15 protein-coding genes are annotated in these 16,768 nt (G+C 68.2%); 10 read left to right on the plus strand and 5 right to left on the minus strand.

The annotated features are described in order from the left end of the window. The first annotated feature begins 141 nt into the window (after window positions 1-141). The 9 genes from tig to AC2SGK_RS04425 all read left to right on the plus strand — a co-directional run bounded on the left by tig (window position 142) and on the right by AC2SGK_RS04425 (window position 7,690). Window positions 142-1,476: a trigger factor gene (gene tig, locus AC2SGK_RS04385; protein ID WP_488322370.1), complete on the plus strand. Its 1,335-nt coding sequence runs from the start codon at window positions 142-144 to the stop codon at window positions 1,474-1,476. A gap of 108 nt (window positions 1,477-1,584) precedes the next feature. Further along, on the plus strand, window positions 1,585-2,004 hold the full coding sequence (locus AC2SGK_RS04390) for a DUF1489 family protein (protein ID WP_488322371.1): 420 nt from the start codon (window positions 1,585-1,587) through the stop codon (window positions 2,002-2,004). 250 nt (window positions 2,005-2,254) lie between these two features. After that, complete coding sequence (locus AC2SGK_RS04395; protein WP_488322372.1) at window positions 2,255-2,764, plus strand: CarD family transcriptional regulator; 510 nt, start codon at window positions 2,255-2,257, stop codon at window positions 2,762-2,764. Between the two features lie 139 nt (window positions 2,765-2,903). Next, window positions 2,904-3,821, plus strand: a complete 918-nt coding sequence (locus AC2SGK_RS04400; RefSeq protein ID WP_488322373.1) for a manganese-dependent inorganic pyrophosphatase — start codon at window positions 2,904-2,906, stop codon at window positions 3,819-3,821. After that, window positions 3,821-4,681 carry a TIGR01459 family HAD-type hydrolase gene (locus AC2SGK_RS04405; protein ID WP_488322374.1) on the plus strand — a complete coding sequence of 287 codons (861 nt, stop codon included), beginning with the start codon at window positions 3,821-3,823 and terminating at the stop codon, window positions 4,679-4,681. The genes AC2SGK_RS04400 and AC2SGK_RS04405 overlap by 1 nt, the downstream gene beginning before the upstream one ends. 126 nt (window positions 4,682-4,807) lie before the next feature. After that, the gene (locus AC2SGK_RS04410; protein WP_488322375.1) at window positions 4,808-5,251 is read left to right on the plus strand and encodes a MaoC family dehydratase; all 444 of its coding nucleotides are present in this window, start codon (window positions 4,808-4,810) and stop codon (window positions 5,249-5,251) included. 32 nt (window positions 5,252-5,283) lie between these two features. Further along, window positions 5,284-6,213: a bifunctional riboflavin kinase/FAD synthetase gene (locus AC2SGK_RS04415; protein WP_488322376.1), complete on the plus strand. Its 930-nt coding sequence runs from the start codon at window positions 5,284-5,286 to the stop codon at window positions 6,211-6,213. Further along, window positions 6,213-6,653, plus strand: coding sequence for a YcgN family cysteine cluster protein (locus AC2SGK_RS04420; RefSeq protein ID WP_411836594.1), 441 nt, complete (start codon window positions 6,213-6,215; stop codon window positions 6,651-6,653). The genes AC2SGK_RS04415 and AC2SGK_RS04420 overlap by 1 nt, the downstream gene beginning before the upstream one ends. Beyond that, complete coding sequence (locus AC2SGK_RS04425; RefSeq protein WP_488322377.1) at window positions 6,650-7,690, plus strand: threonine aldolase family protein; 1,041 nt, start codon at window positions 6,650-6,652, stop codon at window positions 7,688-7,690. Before AC2SGK_RS04420 ends, AC2SGK_RS04425 begins: the two co-directional genes overlap by 4 nt. Here AC2SGK_RS04425 and AC2SGK_RS04430 read toward each other — a convergent pair. From AC2SGK_RS04430 to AC2SGK_RS04450, 5 genes are all read right to left on the minus strand, one after another. Next, window positions 7,687-8,157, minus strand: coding sequence for a CinA family protein (locus AC2SGK_RS04430; protein ID WP_488322378.1), 471 nt, complete (start codon window positions 8,155-8,157; stop codon window positions 7,687-7,689). The two genes, AC2SGK_RS04425 and AC2SGK_RS04430, sit on opposite strands and share 4 nt — an antisense overlap. After that, complete coding sequence (locus AC2SGK_RS04435) at window positions 8,154-8,651, minus strand: phosphatidylglycerophosphatase A family protein (RefSeq protein ID WP_488322379.1); 498 nt, start codon at window positions 8,649-8,651, stop codon at window positions 8,154-8,156. Before AC2SGK_RS04435 ends, AC2SGK_RS04430 begins: the two co-directional genes overlap by 4 nt. Beyond that, complete coding sequence (locus tag AC2SGK_RS04440; protein ID WP_488322380.1) at window positions 8,648-9,790, minus strand: bifunctional 2-C-methyl-D-erythritol 4-phosphate cytidylyltransferase/2-C-methyl-D-erythritol 2,4-cyclodiphosphate synthase; 1,143 nt, start codon at window positions 9,788-9,790, stop codon at window positions 8,648-8,650. Before AC2SGK_RS04440 ends, AC2SGK_RS04435 begins: the two co-directional genes overlap by 4 nt. Continuing rightward, window positions 9,787-11,961, minus strand: coding sequence for a phosphoribosylformylglycinamidine synthase subunit PurL (gene purL, locus AC2SGK_RS04445; RefSeq protein ID WP_488322381.1), 2,175 nt, complete (start codon window positions 11,959-11,961; stop codon window positions 9,787-9,789). The genes AC2SGK_RS04440 and purL overlap by 4 nt, the downstream gene beginning before the upstream one ends. Window positions 11,962-12,290: 329 nt before the next feature. Beyond that, complete coding sequence (locus tag AC2SGK_RS04450; RefSeq protein ID WP_488322382.1) at window positions 12,291-13,196, minus strand: LysR family transcriptional regulator; 906 nt, start codon at window positions 13,194-13,196, stop codon at window positions 12,291-12,293. A 162-nt stretch (window positions 13,197-13,358) separates the two neighbouring features. Here AC2SGK_RS04450 and AC2SGK_RS04455 point away from each other — a divergent pair, with 162 nt between their 5' ends. Continuing rightward, on the plus strand, window positions 13,359-16,748 hold the full coding sequence (locus AC2SGK_RS04455) for an indolepyruvate ferredoxin oxidoreductase family protein (RefSeq protein WP_488322383.1): 3,390 nt from the start codon (window positions 13,359-13,361) through the stop codon (window positions 16,746-16,748). Window positions 16,749-16,768 lie beyond the last annotated feature (20 nt).

A 16,768-nucleotide genomic window follows, 5' to 3' on the forward strand; every position in this document is an offset into this window, starting at 1 on the left:
GTTGGTCCCATCCTAACGCCGCGGGGCGGGCAAGTTCCAGCGGGGCCGCGTGCTATCTGCTTGCAGGCCCGCGGCGCGGCGACTAGAACGGCGCAAATTTCAGGCCGCCTGATGGGTGGCCCTTCTTTCTATGAGGGTAAGATGCAGGTCAAGGAAACGCAGAACGACGGTCTGAAGCGCGGGTATCAGTTTACGCTGCCCGCCGCCGACCTGGCCGCCGCCGTCGATGCCAAGCTGAAAGAGGCGCAGCCCGAAGTCGAGATGAAGGGCTTCCGCAAGGGCAAGGTCCCGATGGCCATGCTGAAGAAGCAGTTCGGCCCGCGCATCCTGGGCGAGGCCATGCAGGACGCCATCGACGGCGCCGTGCGCGAGCATCTGGAGCAGTCGGGCGACCGCCCCGCCGCCCAGCCCAAGATCGAGATGGAGGGTGGCGACACCTGGAAAGAGGGCGACGACGTCGTGGTCAACGTGACCTACGAGACGCTGCCCGCGATCCCCGAGGTCGACCTGTCGGACCTGTCGCTGGAGAAGCTGACCGTTCCCGCCGAGGAGGCTGCCGTCACCGAGGCGCTGCAGAACCTGGCGAAATCGTCGCAGTCCTTCGAGGACCGCAAGAAGGGCAGCAAGGCCAAGGACGGCGACCAGGTCACCATCGACTTCAAGGGCTTCGTCGACGGCGAGGCATTCGAGGGAGGCGCGGCCGAGGACTATCCGCTGGTCCTGGGTTCGAACAGCTTCATCCCCGGCTTCGAGGATCAGCTGGTCGGTGCCAAGGCCGGTGACGAGGTCAAGGTCGAGGTCAAGTTCCCCGAGGAATATGGCGCGCCGCATCTGGCCGGCAAGGACGCCACCTTCGAATGCACCGTCAAGGCCGTGAAGGCCCCGAAGGAGGCCGAGCTGGACGACGAGCTGGCCAAGAAGTTCGGCGCCGAGGACCTGGACGGTCTGAAGAAGCAGATCGCCGAGCGTCTGGAGGCCGAATATGCCGGTGCCGCCCGCGCGGTGATGAAGCGGTCGCTGCTGGATCAGCTGGATGCCAAGGTCAAGTTCGACCTGCCGGAATCGCTGGTCGAGGCCGAGGCCGCGCAGATCGCGCACCAGCTGTGGCACGAGGAGAACCCCGAGGTCCACGACCACAACCACGGCTCAATCGAGCCGACCGAGGAGCACAAGACCCTGGCCGAGCGCCGCGTCCGTCTGGGCCTGCTGCTGGCCGAGATCGGCCAGAAGGCCGAGGTGACCGTCAGCGACCAGGAGATGACCCAGGCCGTCCTGCGCGCCGCGCGCCAGTATCCGGGTCAGGAGCGTCAGTTCTTCGAGTTCATCCAGCAGAACCAGGCCGCCCAGCAGCAGCTGCGCGCGCCGATCTTCGAGGACAAGGTCGTCGATCTGATCGCCGAGAAGGCCAAGGTCCAGGAGAAGACCGTGACCAAGGAAGAGCTGGAAAAGGCCGTCGAGGCGCTGGACGAGCTGTGATCCCGGTCATCTGACCGCCAGAGGGCCGCGCATCACGCGCGGCCCTTTGCGTTTCGGCCCCCGTCGCGGCCCCTTGATGCCGCCGCCCCGCGCGATTAGGTCGGCACCATGACCGCGATCCTGCACCTGATGAAGCTGTGCGTCGGCGCCGAGAGCCCCGACGATCTTGCCGCATGGCAGAAGCGCTTTGGCGCAGGCCCGGCGATGCACGTCACCCGCATGTGGCCCAAGCGCGAGGCCGAGCTGCTGGCCGGCGGGTCGATCTACTGGGTGTTCAAGGGCGTCATGCTGGCGCGCCAGCGCATCCTGTCGCTGGAGCGCATCGAGGGCGCGGACGGCATCCTGCGCTGCGGTCTGGTTCTGGACCGGGACCTGGTCCGGGTCGCCGCCGTGCCGCGCCGCCCGTTCCAGGGGTGGCGCTATCTTCCCGCCGAGGACGCGCCGCCCGACCTGCCCGCAGGCCGCGCCAGCGAGGAGGCGCTGCCTCCGGCCATCGCGGCGGCTTTGGCCGAGATGGGCCTGCGCTGAGGCTTCCCGCCGGACGCGGCGTCTTGATGGCCGCGACCTGCATGCGACGCTTTTTCCGGCGTCATTTTTGTGTTATACTCATTGCTGTCGCGCGTCGTCCGGAGGGTTTCCGGGCCATGGGCAATCCGCTGCCGCGTTCCTGCCGTCTGCTGGTCGGGAGCGCCCAACATGATCGAAAACGGACCGAGGGTGGTCGATCACCCTGCGGCCCTTTGTGCCCGTCCTATGGGCGCATGTCAAAGGAAGCCAGATGTCGAAATCGAAGAAGAATGAATTCCGTCCCGATGATTTCGTGGTCTATCCCGCCCACGGCGTCGGCCGCATTGTGTCCATCGAGGAGCAGGAGGTCGCCGGTCTGCGACTGGAGATGTTCGTGATCTCGTTCGACAAGGACAAGATGACCCTGCGCGTGCCCACCGCCCGCGCGACCGAGATCGGCATGCGCAGCCTGGCAACCCCCGACCTGATCGACCGCGCGCTGGAGACGCTGAAGGGCAAGGCCCGCGTCAAGCGCGCCATGTGGTCCCGCCGGGCGCAGGAATACGAACAGAAGATCCATTCGGGCGACCTGCTGTCGATCGCCGAGGTGGTGCGCGACCTGCACCGCTGCGACGACCAGCGCGAGCAGTCCTATTCCGAGCGTCAGCTCTATGAGGCCGCTCTGGACCGCCTGACCCGCGAGGTCGCCGCGGTGGGTGGCCTGGACGTGGACGGCGCGCAGAAGCGCGTGGGCGACGTGCTGATGTCCCGCGCGGCCTGATCCGGCGCATCGCGATGACGATGGGGGGCGCCCGACCGGGCGCCCTTCGCATGTCCGGAGCGATGTGCCGAACGTGGACAACGGGGGGCGGGCTGCCTATAAGGCGCGTGCAGACAACGCTCAAACCCCGAGGCGCATCATGATCAAGGTCTTTGGCCACACTTCTCCCGACACGGATTCGACCGGCTCGCCCATCATCTGGGCCTGGTACCTGAACGAGTGCCGCCAGACCCCGGCCGAAGCCGTCCTGCAGGGCGAACCGAACACCGAGGCCGCCTGGATGCTGCAGCGCTGGAACCTGTCCAAGCCGCGCATCATCGACGACGTGACCGCCGACGACCGCTGCGTGATCGTGGACACCAACAACCCGGCCGAACTGCCCGAGAGCCTGGAGCAGGCAGACGTGATCGAGATCATCGACCACCACCTGCTGGCCGGCGGCATCAAGACGCGCGCGCCCATCAACATCACCATCCGCCCGCTGGCCTGCACCGCGACCATCATGCACGACCTGATGGGCGAGGACATCGCCCGCGCCCCCGAGGGCATCAAGGGCGCCATGCTGACCTGCATCCTGTCGGACACGCTGGAATTCCGCAGCCCGACCACCACCCCGCATGACCGGGCCGTGGCCGAGAAGCTGGCGGCCGACCTGGGCGTGGACATTCCCGAATTCGCCGCCGAGATGTTCGCCGCCAAGTCCGACGTCAGCGCCTTCAGCGAGGCCGCGCTGCTGAAGATGGACAGCAAGGAATACGAGCTGGGCGGCAAGCAGCTGCGCATCTCGGTGCTGGAGACGACCGCGCCGCAGGTCATCCTGGACCGCAAGGACGCGCTGATCGCCGCCATGCCCGCCGTCGCCGCCGAGGATGGCGCCGACGAGGTCATGCTCTTCGTGGTCGACATCCTGCGCGAGCAGGCGACGCTGCTGGTCCCCAACGACTATGTCAAGTTCGTGGCCGAGCGCAGCTTCGGCGTCACCGTCACCGGCGACACCGTCGTGCTGCCCGGCGTCATGAGCCGCAAGAAGCAGATCATCCCGGTCCTGGCCGTCTGATGAGCCGCATCATTTCGTCGCTGGCCGAGATCTCGGCTGGCTATGACGCGCTGTTCTGCGATCTCTGGGGCTGTCTGCACAACGGCAGGCAGCCCTTTCCCGCGGCCGTGGCGGCGCTTGAGGCGTTCCGCGCGCAGGGCGGTCAGGTCTGCCTGATGACCAACGCGCCGCGTCCGAACCGCTTCGTCATCGCGCAGCTGGACCGCATGGGTGTGCCGCGCGACGCGTGGGACCTGGTGGTCAGTTCGGGCGATGCGGCGCAGGAGGCGATGTTCGCCGGCGCCGTGGGCCGCAAGGTCTGGCATATCGGGCTGGAGAAGGACGAGGGGTTCTTTGCCGACATCCCCGAGGGGGCCGAGCCGGTCCGGCGCGTCCCGCTGGTGGAGGCCGAGGGCATCGTGGCCTCCGGTCCCTTCGACGAGATCAACGAGACCCCCGAGGATTACCGCGACCGCTTCGAGACGGCGATCGCACGCGGGCTGCCGATGCTCTGCGCCAATCCCGACATCGTCGTGGACATGGGCGAGACGCGGATCTACTGCGCGGGCGCGCTGGCGCAGTTCTACGAGACCCTGGGCGGCACCGCGCTCTATTTCGGCAAGCCGCATGCCCCGATCTATGACCGGGCGCGGCAGCTGATGGGCCTGGGTCCCGATGCGCGCTGCCTGGCCGTGGGCGACGGCATCCTGACCGACATCGCCGGGGCCGAGGCGCAGGGCATCGATTCGCTGTTCGTGACCGGCGGGCTTGCGGCGGATGCCTTCGGCGCGGATGTTGAGGCCCCCGAGGAGGCCCTGCTGCACCCGTGGCTGATGGCCGAGGGTCGGACGCCGACCTGGGTGATCGGACGACTGCGCTGATCACTGCTCCGGTCCGACAACATCCTTTCGTCTGATCGCATAAGAGGGTTATTTTGTTGCCAAGACGCGCCGTCGCTGCTATGCAGCAATGGCGCGTCTGCGTTCTTGGCACAGGAAGACCCCGTGATGTTGGACAACCTGCCCCGCGGCACCATCGTGATCGAGGATCTGGAGATCGGCATGACTCGCCATCTTCAGAAGCAGGTGACCGATCATGACATCGCCCTGTTCGCCGAGGTCTCGACCGACCGCAACCCGGTGCATCTGGACGAGGCCTATGCCCGCGACACGATCTTCGAAGGGCGCATCGCCCATGGCATGCTGACCGCGGGGCTGATCTCGGCCGTGATCGGAGAGCAGCTGCCGGGTCATGGCACGGTCTATCTGGGCCAGACGCTGAAGTTCATGGCCCCCGTCCGCCCCGGCGACACGGTCCGCGCCGAGGTCACCGTGCAGGCGATCGACCACGCGAAACGGCGGGTGACGCTTGCAACCCGCTGCCTCGTCGGCGATACGGTCGTTCTGAAAGGCGAGGCGGTCGTGCTGGCCCCAAGCCGCAAGTTCGACTGAAGGGACGGCCCGATCGTCCCGTTGGGGGCCTATTGCAGATCCATCGCGACTGGACCGCACTGAAGGCCGAGGCACGCGGTGCATCGGTCGCCATGGGCAATTTCGACGGCGTGCATCGCGGCCATCGCACGGTGATCGACGCGGCCCGCGCCGCCAGCGACGCCCCTCTGGGCATCCTGACCTTCGAGCCGCATCCGCGCGAATACTTTGCCCCCGACGCGCCGCCCTTCCGGTTGATGAACGCCGAGGCGCGGGCGAACCGGCTGTCGCGGCTTGGTGTCGCGCATCTCTATGAGCTGCCCTTCGGTCCCATCCTGGCTGGGCTGACGCCCGAGGCCTTCGCGCGCGAGGTCCTGGCCGAGGGCCTGGGCGTCGCGCATGTCACGGTGGGGGCCGATTTCTGCTTCGGCAAGAACCGGGCGGGGACGGCGGCGACGCTGCAGGATCTGGGCCGGCAGCTGGGCTTCGGCGTCACCATCGTGCCGCTGGCGGGCAGCGAGGGGGCCGATTACAGCTCCACCGCGATCCGCGAGGCGCTGGCGCGCGGCGACACGCAGGCGGCCGAGCGCATGCTGGGCCACTGGCACCGCATCGAGGGCGAGGTCATCCACGGCGAGAAGCGCGGCCGGGAACTGGGATGGCCCACCGCGAACATGGCGATGGACGGGCTGCACCTGCCGCGGCTTGGCGTCTATGCTGTGCTGGTCGACATCCTGACCGGGCCGGACAAGGGACCCTGCAAGGGCGTCGCCTCGCTTGGCGTGCGGCCGATGTTCGGGGTCAATACGCCGAACCTGGAGGTCAACCTGTTCGACTATTCGGGCGATCTCTATGGCCAGCACCTGTCGGTCGCGCTGGTGGCCTTCCTGCGCGACGAGGCGCGGTTCGACAGCCTGGAGGCGCTGATCGCGCAGATGGATCGCGACGGTGCCGAGGCCCGGCGCATCCTGGACGGTCGCTGATGCGCGAGCGGTTCTGGGAGCTGCCGCTGCCCCGGCTGACCCGCGAGGAGTGGGAGGCGCTCTGCGACGGCTGCGGCAAGTGCTGCCTGAACAAGATCGAGTTCGAGGACACGAACGAGTTGGCCTTCACCCGCGTCGCCTGCAAGCTGCTGGACGGCGAGGCCTGTCGCTGTTCCAGCTATGCCAACCGCCACGATTTCGTGCCCGATTGCGTCGTGCTGACCCCGGCCAAGATCCAGGAGATCGCCTGGTGGCTGCCGGCGACCTGCGCCTATCGGCTGCGCCACGAGGGGCGGCCGCTCTACGACTGGCACCACCTGATTTCGGGCGATCCCGAGAGCGTGCATCGCGCAGGCGCCAGCGTGCGCGGCTGGACCGTCAGCGAGCTGTCGGTCACCGAGGACGATTGGGAAGACCACATCATCGAGGATCTGTCGTGAATTTCGCCTCCGACAATGCCTACACCGCCCACCCGGCGGTTCTGGACGCGCTGATGGCCGCCAATTCGGGCGCCGCGATGGGTTACGGCGCGGATGCCGTGACCGCCGCCGCCGAGGCTGCCATCCGCGACCTGCTGGAGGCGCCCGAGGCCGTCGTGCGCTTCGTAGCGACCGGCACGGCCGCGAACGCGCTGGTCTGCGCGCAGCTGGCCCCGTCCTTCGGCCGCATCTACTGCCATGACGACGCGCATATCGAGACCAGCGAATGCGCCGCGCCCGAGTTCTTCTCCCACGGGGCCAAGCTGGTGACGCTGCCGGGTCAGGAGGGCAAGATCGGCCCTGAGACGCTGGCCCGCGCGCTGCAGGCCGGGGCGGGCGTCGGGCTGAACGGCGGGCGCAGCGCGCTGGTGTCGCTGACCAATGCGACCGAATGGGGCACCGTCTATGCGCCGGAGGAGGTCGCGGCCTTGGCCCGCGTCGCGCATGAGGCGGGCCTGCCGCTGCACATGGACGGGGCGCGCTTCTCGAACGCGGTGGCGACCTTGGGCTGTTCGGCGGCCGATCTGACCTGGCGGGCGGGCGTCGATGCGCTCTGCCTGGGCGGCACCAAGAACGGCGCGATGGCAGCCGAGGCGATGGTCTTCTTCGACCCCGCGCGGGCCGAGGGCTTCGACTATCGCCGCAAGCAGTCGGGGCATGTGCTGTCCAAGAACCGCTATCTGTCCGCGCAGATGCTGGCGCTGGCCACCGACGGGCTGTGGCTGGATCTGGCGCGGCGGGCGAACGCCAAGGCGCAGGTCCTAGCGCAGGCGGTGCGGGACGGGGGCGGGGCTCTGCTTGCCCCGGTGCAGTCGAACGCGGTCTTTGCCACGCTGCGGGTGGCGGTCCATCGCACGGCGCGGGCGGCAGGGGCGCAGTACTATCTCTGGCCCGACAAGTCCGCCGAAGGGGCCGATCCGGTGCCGGTGCGGCTGGTCTGTGCCTGGGACACGCCCGATGCGGATGTGGACCGGCTGGCCGCGATCCTGCGCGGCTAGGTGCGCAGCGCCTCCAGCAGCAGCTGCAGCGCATGATCCACGGTCGCCGCGCGCACGCGCTGGCGGCCGATTGCGCCGAACTCGACGGTCTGGGTCTGCGTGCCGAAGGGCTGGCTGAGGCCGAAGCAGACCCGGCCCTCGGGCTTGTGCTCGGACCCGCCGGGTCCGGCGATGCCGGTGACCGACACCGTGATGCCCGCCCCGGAATGGCGCAGCGCACCCTGCGCCATCTCGGCCGCGATCTCCTCGCTGACCGCGCCATGCGCCTCCAGCGTCTCGGGCCGGATGCCCAGCATCTGGACCTTGGCGGCGTTGGAATAGGTGACGAAGCCCCGGTCGAAGGCGTCCGAGGACCCCGGCACCTCGGTCAGGGCGCCCGCGATCAGCCCGCCGGTGCAGCTTTCGGCGGTGGCGATCATGACGCCCCGCGCGCGCGCGGCGTCCAGGACCTGCGCGGCCAGCGTCACATCAGCACCCCATGCGCCACGCCTGCCGCGATGATCGTGGCGATCGCCGCGAAGATCCCGGCCCAGAGGTCGTCCAGCATCACGCCTGCCGTGTCGTGACGCCGATCGGCCCGGCCGACCAGCCAAGGCTTCCAGATGTCGAACAGACGGAAGAACAGGAAGGCCGCGACCCAGCCCGGCCAGGGGAAGTTGTCGGCCGTCAGGCCCGCATGCCAGAAGCCGAAGGAGGGCGCCATCAGCGCCAGCCACTGGCCGGCGACCTCATCGATGACGATCTCGCTGCGGTCGGGATCGGCCATCCCGGCGGTGTATCGCGGCACGACCCAGAACCCCAGCAGGGTCACCAGACCCGTGGCCAGGGCCAGCAGGGGGAAATGCCCGATCCGGTGCAGGATCAGCCCCATCGCCACCGCGACCGCCGATCCCCAGGTGCCGGGGGCGGGGCGCAGCAGGCCGGTATAGAACCAGGTGGCCAGCAGGCGGTCCATGCTCACTCCTTGATCAGGGTGGCGGTGGCGATGGCGGCGATGCCCTCGCGCCGGCCGGTGAAGCCAAGCCGTTCGCTGGTCGTGGCCTTGACGCTGATGCGGGCGGCGTCCAGCCCCATGATCTCGGCCAGGCGGTGCGCCATGTCCAGGGCATGGGGGCCGATCTTGGGCGCCTCGCAGATCAGGGTCACGTCGGCATTGCCGATGCGGAACCCCTTGTCGCGCGCCATGCCCGCCGCATGGGCCAGGAAGATCGCGCTGTCCGCGCCCTTCCATTGAGGGTCCGAGGGCGGGAAATGCCGCCCGATATCGCCCTGCGCCAGCGCGCCATAGATGGCGTCGGTCAGCGCGTGCATGCCGACATCGGCATCCGAATGGCCCAGCAGGCCCGCATCATGCGGCACGCGGATGCCGCAGAGGGTCACATGGTCGCCCGACCCGAAGGCGTGCACGTCATAGCCATTGCCAAGGCGGATATCCATGTCGGTCCCCAGAATGCGTTCGGCCCGCGCGAAATCGGCGGGGAAGGTGATCTTCAGATTGTCCTCGGAACCGGGGGTGATCGCAACCTCCAACCCGGCGGAAAGGGCCAGTTCCACGTCATCGGCGGCATCCGCCGACTGGTCGCGATGGGCCTTGAGGATCGCGGCCAAGACAAAGCCTTGCGGCGTCTGCGCGCGGTGAAGGCCGTCGCGCGGGGCTGTGGCCGTCACCCGGTCCGCCGCGCCACGCCAGAGCGCGTCCGAGACGGGCAGGGCGGGGGCGGCGCCATCGGCCCCGGCCTGCAGCGCGTCGATCACGCCCCGGATCACCGCGTCGGGGGTCAGGGGGCGGGCGCCGTCATGGATCAGGACGTGGCTGGCCTGACCCTCCAGCGCCTGAAGGCCCGCGCGGACGCTGGCGGCGCGGGTTTCGGCCCCCGCGACGATGGTGACCGTCCCGGCATAGCGGTCGATGGCCTGGGCCATGTCGTCGGGATGGACGACCAAGACGATGCGGTCAAAGCCCGCGAACCGCGCCAGGGTGCGGTCCAGAACCGGCCGTCCGGCCAGATCGCGCCATTGCTTGGGCGTGCCGCCACCCGCGCGCGTGCCGCGTCCGGCGGCGGTGATCAGCGCCGCATAGCCGCGGGGCGCGCGGATCATGCGTGATCCGCGCCCTGGATCGCCGCCGCGAAGGCCGTGCGGTAGAGCGTCGAGAGATCGGCCAGGGCCGCGCTGTCGCCGCCCAGATCGACCGCCGTGCCGCCGAAGCGGCCGACCGTGGCGATGGGCACGCCTGCGGCACGGGCCGCATCGGTCAGGGCCGCCGCCGCGTCGGGCGAGCAGGCGACCAGATAGCGGGCCTGATCCTCTCCGAAGAGTTGTGCGATGTCTGCGCTGTCCAGCGTGACGCCGATGCGGGCTTCCTCGGCCATCTCGAAGGCCGCGAGCGCCAGGCCGCCATCCGACAGGTCGGTGGCCGCGCGCAGATGGGCGCGATGGGCGCGCAGGAATTCGCCGTTACGGCGCTCTGCCTCCAGATCGACCGTGGGCGCGTCGCCCGCGTCGATGCCGAAACCCTCCCAGGCCAGGGCGGATTGCGCCAGATGGCCCTCGGTCGCGCCGATGACCAGCGCCAGGTCGCCCGCCTGCGGCAGGCCCGCGATGATGTCGTCCAGATCCGCGATCAGGCCGACGCCGCCGATGGTGGGGGTGGGCAGGATGCCCTTGCCGTCGGTTTCATTATAAAGCGACACGTTGCCCGACACGATGGGGAAGTCCAGCGCGCGGCAGGCCTCGCCGATGCCTTGGATCGCGCCGACCAGCTGGCCCATGATTTCGGGCTTTTCGGGATTGCCGAAGTTCAGGTTGTCGGTCGTGGCCAAGGGAAGGGCGCCCACGGCGGTCAGGTTGCGATAGGCCTCGGCCACGGCCTGGCGGCCGCCCTGCACGGGGTTCGCCTTGACGTAACGCGGGGTCACGTCGCTGGTGAAGGCCAGCGCCTTGCGGGTGCCGTGCACGCGCACCACGCCCGCGCCCATGCCGGGGCGGCGGATCGTGTCGGCGCCGACCTGGGTGTCGTACTGTTCCCAGACCCAGCCCTTGTGGGCATGGCTGGGGCTGCCGATCAGCGCGCGCAGCGCCGCGATGGGGGCGATGGCGGGCAGGGCGGGCGCGGGGCCCGCCGGCGGGGTGGCGACCCACGGGCGGTCGTATTCCGGCGCGCTGGAGGAGAGCTTGGACAGCGGCAGGTCGGCCATGACCACGTCGCGATGGAGGATCAGGAAGCGGTCCTCGGGAATCGTCTCGCCGACGATGGCGAAATCCAGGTCCCATTTCTCGAAGATCGCGCGGGCCTCGGCCTCCTTTTCGGGCTTCAGCACCATCAGCATCCGCTCCTGCGATTCCGACAGCATCATCTCATAGGCGGTCATGTTCGCTTCGCGCTGCGGCACGTTGTCCAGGATCAGCTTGATGCCCAGACCGCCCTTGTCGCCCATCTCGACCGCCGAACAGGTCAGGCCTGCGGCTCCCATGTCCTGAATGGAAATCACCGACCCCGACGCCATCAGCTCAAGGCAGGCCTCCAGCAGGCATTTTTCGGTGAAGGGGTCGCCGACCTGCACGGTGGGGCGCTTGTCCTCGATCGTGTCGTCGAACTCGGCGCTGGCCATGGTCGCGCCGCCGACGCCGTCGCGCCCGGTCTTGGCACCCAGATAGACGACGGGCATGCCCACGCCCGAGGCCGCCGAATAGAATATCTTGTCGGCATCGGCCAGGCCCGCTGCAAAGGCGTTGACCAGACAGTTGCCGTCATAGCTGGGATGGAAGCGGACCTCTCCGCCCACATTCGGCACGCCGAAGGCATTGCCATAGGCGCCGATCCCCTCGACCACCCCCTTAACCAGATGCGGGGTCTTGGGATGATCCGGCCGGCCGAAGGACAGCGCGTCCATCGCGGCGATGGGGCGCGCGCCCATGGTGAAGACGTCGCGCAGGATGCCGCCGACTCCGGTCGCCGCGCCCTGATGCGGCTCAATGTAGCTGGGGTGGTTGTGGCTCTCCATCTTGAAGACCACGGCCTGGCCGTCGCCGATATCGACCACGCCCGCGTTCTCTCCGGGGCCGCAGATGACCTGCGGGCCGTCGGTGGGCAGGGTGCGCAGCCATTTCTTGGACGACTTGTAGGAGCAGTGCTCGTTCCACATGGCGCTGAAGATGCCCAGTTCGGTGAAGCTGGGCTCGCGGCCGATGATCTGCAGGATGCGATCGTACTCGTCGGGCTTGAGCCCGTGCGCGGCGATCAGTTCGGGGGTGATCCGGGGTTCGAGCATGATCAAGCCTTCCTGCGCATGAAATCACGCGCCTTTTAGGCGCTGCCAGCGCGCATGGGAAGGCCGCCCGACCGCGTTGCACGACAAAAAAAAGCCGGGCACAAGGCCCGGCCTAAGTCCAACAGGGAGGTAGAAGATGACGCGCGATTACGCGGGTCGTCGTCTTCTGAGCCCGATCTATGTGCAGTTTGTGAACGCTTCAAGACAAATGAGGATGCATGCGCAGCATAGCCGCCATGCAATGCCGGTATGGCTGCCCCAAAAGGCTGCAAATCACGTCATATCAGCGGTTTCTGCCGTAAATGCAGGCGGTCCCGCCTTATCTCGCGTCAGTCCTGACCGGTTTCGCTCTGGTAGCGGCGATAGGCCTGGATCTCCTCCAGCACGAAATCGCGGAAGACGGCCACGCGGCGGGTCTGACGCAGCTCCTCCGGATAGGCCAGAAAGACCGGAACCTCGCCCGATTCGGTATCGGGAAAGACCCGCACCAGGTTCGGATGGTCGGCGGTCAGGTAATCGGGCAGCACCCCGATGCCCAGATTGGCCAGCACCGCCTGCAGGACGCCGAAATAGTTGTTCACCGTCAGGGTGGAGCCGACATTCTGCGCCATCAGCTCCTGCACCAGCCGGGCGCCGGCGGCGACCTGGGGCTGATCGGGCTTCTGGCAGATCAGCCGGTGGTTCGCCAGATCGGTCAGATCGGCAGGGTTGCCCCGCGCGGCGATGTAGTCCGGGCTGGCGTAGAGGCGCATGCGGATGTTCAGCAGGCGGCGGCGGATCAGGTCGGATTGGCTGGGCTCCTTCATGCGGATGGCCACGTCGGCCTCGCGCATGGGCAGGTCCAGGACGCGCTCCTCCAGCAGCAGGTCGATGCGCAGGTCGGGGAACTTCTCGTAGAGCTTGACCAGCCGCGGGGCCAGCCACAGCGTGCCGAAGCCCACGGTCGCGGTGACCTTCAGCTCTCCGAAGACGTTCTCCTCGCTGTCGCGGATGCGCGCCGAGGCGCTGTCCAGCTTGCGCGACATGGAGGAGGTCGCCTCGAACAGCAGCTCGCCCTGCTCGGTCAGAATCAGGCCGCGGGCGTGGCGGTGGAACAGCGTGGTCCCCAGGGATTCCTCCAGCGCCCTGATCTGTCGGCTGACCGCCGACTGCGACAGGTGCAGCACGTCGCCCGCATGGGTCAGCGACCCCGCATCCGCGACGGCGTGAAAGATTCTGAGCTTGTCCCAATCCATCCTTGTTACGATCCTGTCATGACAGCCATGCGCTTTTTGCAGACCTAACCTTCCCCTGCGATTCCGGCAAGGCGCCGTCAAGGGATGAATTTTCGCTTCGTTGGTCAGTCATTCTGACCTATAATGGCGTCGGAGGCCCTGTGGGCATGGGAGGAGATGGTAGTGAGCAAGCAGGAATTTTCGCTGGCCGACCGGTTTGATCTGTCGAAGCGACACGTGTTGTTGAACGGGACGCAGGCACTCGTGAGGCTGATGCTCATGCAATCGGCACGCGACAAAGCCGCGGGTCTGGACACGGCGGGCCTGGTCACCGGCTATCGCGGCAGCCCGCTTGGCAGCGTGGACCTGATGATGACGCGCGAGGCCAAGCGCCTGGCCGCGGCGCAGGTGCTGTTCCAGCCGGGCCTGAACGAGGATCTGGCTGCGACCGCCATCTGGGGCAGCCAGCAGGCCGAGCTGCGCGGCGAGGGGCGCCATGACGGCGTCTTCGCGCTGTGGTACGGCAAGGGGCCAGGCGTGGATCGGTCGGGCGACGTCATGCGGCACGGCAACATGGCCGGGTCGTCGCGCCACGGCGGCGTGGTCATGGCGATGGGCGACGATCATACCGGCGAAAGCTCGACCGTGCTGCATCAGTCGGACTGGGCGATGGTCGACGCCTATATCCCGGTGCTGTCACCGGCGGGCGTGCAGGAGATTCTGGATTACGGCCTCTACGGCTTTGCGCTGTCGCGCTATGCGGGGGTCTGGATCGGCCTCAAGACGATGAAGGACACGGTCGAGGCGACCTCCGTCGTGGACGGCGATCCGTTCCGGCTGCGCTTTATCACGCCCGAGCGGGTGCTGCCTGAGGGCGGGCTGAACATCCGCCTCGGCGACACGCCGGTGGCGCAGGAGGCGCGGATGATCGACCATAAGCGGTGGGCGGCCGAGGCGTTCAGCCGTGCGAACCGCATCGACCGCAAGGTCTGGGGCAAATCCGGGGCGCGGATCGGTTTCGTGGCTGCGGGCAAGAACTGGCTGGACCTGGTCCATGCGCTGTCGCTGCTGGGCATCGATGAGGCCGAGGCCGAGCGGCTTGGCCTGACCACTTACAAGGTCGGGCAGACCTGGCCCATGGACATGAAGTCCATCCAGGAATGGTCCGAGGACCTGGAGCTGATCGTCTGCGTCGAGGAGAAGCGCAAGCTGATCGAGGTGCAGCTGAAGGAGGCGATCTTCGACAACCGCCACGGCCGCCGCGTCCATGGCTGGAAGCACGACCGCACCGGGGAGGAGCTGTTCCCGGTCCGCTATGCGCTGGACCCGGTGATGATCGCGCAGAAGATCGGCGGCATCCTGATCGAGGAGGGCCGCGGGACCGAGCGTCTGCGCGCCGGGCTGGAGCGGCTGAACGAGGTGCGCCGCAACGACAACGCGCCTGAGATCGCCACCCGCACGCCGTGGTTCTGTTCGGGTTGTCCGCACAACACCTCGACCCGTTTGCCGGAGGGCAGCCGCGCCTATGCCGGGATCGGCTGCCACTACATGGTGCAGTGGATGGGGCGCGAGACCAACGGCTTCACCCATATGGGTGGCGAGGGCGTGAACTGGATCGGCGAAGCGCCGTTCAGCAAGAGAGGTCATGTCTTTCAGAACCTTGGCGACGGAACCTATAATCATTCGGGGTCTCTGGCGATCCGCGCGGCCAAGGCGGCGGGCACCAACATCACCTACAAGATCCTCTATAACGACGCCGTCGCGATGACCGGCGGGCAACCGAACGAGGGCGGCCTGACCGCCCCGCAGATCGCGCGCGAGCTGCAGGCCATGGGCGTCAGCCCGCTGATCGTGGTGCATGACGAGAAGGAGGAGGTCGATCCCGCCCTGTTCCCCAAGGGCCTGCGGATCGAGACCCGCGACAAGATGATGGCCATCCAGCGCGAGCTGGAGACGGTGGAGGGGGTCAGCGCGATCCTCTATGTCCAGACCTGCGCGGCCGAGAAGCGGCGGCGGCGCAAGAAGGGCCAGTTCCCCGACCCCGACCGCCGCGTCTGGATCAACCCCGAGGTCTGCGAGGGCTGCGGCGACTGTTCGGTGCAGTCGAATTGCGTGTCCATCGTGCCGCTGGACACCGAGCTGGGCCGCAAGCGCCAGATCGACCAGTCCAGCTGCAACAAGGATTTCAGCTGCGTGAAGGGGTTCTGCCCCAGCTTCGTGTCGGTCCGGGGCGGCAAGCTGCGCAAGCCCAAGGCCGAGGCCTTCGATCTGCCGCCGCTGCCCGAGCCGGCGTTGCCCGCGATCCACGGCACGCATAACGTCGTCATCACCGGCGTCGGCGGCACCGGCGTGGTGACGGTCGGTGCGGTCCTGGCGCAGGCCGCGCATATGGACGGCAAGGGCGCGGGCATGATGGAGATGGCGGGGCTGGCCCAAAAGGGCGGCGCCGTCCACATCCACTTGCGCCTGGCCGAGCGCCCCGAGGACATCAGCGCGATCCGCGTCGCCGTGGGCGAGGCCGATTGCGTGATCGGGGGCGATCTGGTCGTGACGGCCGGGGCCAAGACGATCGGGCTGATGACCGCCGGCCGCACCGGCGCGGTGGTGAACGACCATGAGATCATCACCGGCGATTTCACCCGCGACCGCGATTTCCGCGTGCCGTCGGACCGGCTGCGGATGTCGCTTGAGGCGCGCTTGGGCGAGAAGGTGGCGTTCCTCGACGCCAACGACCTGGCGCTGCGGATGCTGGGCGATTCGATCTATTCGAACATGGTCGTGCTGGGTGCGGCCTGGCAGCAGGGGCTGATCCCGCTGGCCCATGACGCGATCATGGAGGCGATCCGCCTGAACGGCGCGCAGGTCGAGGCGAACCAGCGCGCCTTCCAGATCGGCCGTTGGGCCGTGGCCTTCCCCGAGCAGACCCGCAAGCCCGCCGAGGTCGTGCAGCTGCCGCCCGATCCGGTCGCCTATCGCGAGGCGCGCCTGATCGAGTATCAGGGCCGTCGCCTGGCCCGGCGCTATCGCAAGCTGGTCGATGCGGCGCCTGCGGGCCTGCGCGACAGCGTCGCAAGAAGCTATTACAAGCTGTTGGCCTACAAGGACGAATACGAGGTCGCGCGGCTGCATTTGAGCACCGCCCGGCAGGTCGCCGACCGGTGGGAGGGTGATGTGCGGCTGTCGCTGCATCTGGCCCCGCCGATGCTGACCGGCAAGGATGCCGACGGCCGCCCGAAAAAGCGCGAGTTCGGTCCCTGGATGTTCCGCGCCTTCCGCGTGCTGGCGGCCTGCAAGGGCCTGCGCGGAACGCCGCTGGACCCGTTTGGCTACAGCGCCGAGCGTCGCCGCGAGCGGGCCGCGATCCGCGAATACGAGGCCGACATGGCCGAGATCTTCGCGGGCCTGACCGACCCGATGCTGCCGGTCGCGATCGAGCTGGCCGAGCTGCCGTTGGGCGTGCGCGGCTTTGGCCCCGTCAAGGACCGCGCCGCCGACCAGGCCGCCCTGCGGCGGGCCGAACTGCTGGAGCAGTTCCGGACCGGGCGGGCACCGATCCGTGAAGCGGCGGAGTGATCTGGCGCATTTTCAAACCG

It is taken from the genome of Paracoccus sp. NIOT.M2S5SZ12 (assembly GCF_057748165.1).

What these genes read in the sequence shown, in the direction of transcription:
- AC2SGK_RS04420 (WP_411836594.1), top strand. Translation starts at nt 6,213, where the DNA reads ATGCGCGAGCGGTTCTGGGAGCTGCCGCTGCCCCGGCTGACCCGCGAG.
- AC2SGK_RS04440 (WP_488322380.1), bottom strand. Translation starts at nt 9,790, where the DNA reads ATGATCCGCGCGCCCCGCGGCTATGCGGCGCTGATCACCGCCGCCGGA.
- AC2SGK_RS04395 (WP_488322372.1), top strand. Translation starts at nt 2,255, where the DNA reads ATGTCGAAATCGAAGAAGAATGAATTCCGTCCCGATGATTTCGTGGTC.
- AC2SGK_RS04405 (WP_488322374.1), top strand. Translation starts at nt 3,821, where the DNA reads ATGAGCCGCATCATTTCGTCGCTGGCCGAGATCTCGGCTGGCTATGAC.
- AC2SGK_RS04400 (WP_488322373.1), top strand. Translation starts at nt 2,904, where the DNA reads ATGATCAAGGTCTTTGGCCACACTTCTCCCGACACGGATTCGACCGGC.
- AC2SGK_RS04450 (WP_488322382.1), bottom strand. Translation starts at nt 13,196, where the DNA reads ATGGATTGGGACAAGCTCAGAATCTTTCACGCCGTCGCGGATGCGGGG.
- AC2SGK_RS04410 (WP_488322375.1), top strand. Translation starts at nt 4,808, where the DNA reads ATGTTGGACAACCTGCCCCGCGGCACCATCGTGATCGAGGATCTGGAG.
- AC2SGK_RS04390 (WP_488322371.1), top strand. Translation starts at nt 1,585, where the DNA reads ATGACCGCGATCCTGCACCTGATGAAGCTGTGCGTCGGCGCCGAGAGC.
- purL (WP_488322381.1), bottom strand. Translation starts at nt 11,961, where the DNA reads ATGCTCGAACCCCGGATCACCCCCGAACTGATCGCCGCGCACGGGCTC.
- tig (WP_488322370.1), top strand. Translation starts at nt 142, where the DNA reads ATGCAGGTCAAGGAAACGCAGAACGACGGTCTGAAGCGCGGGTATCAG.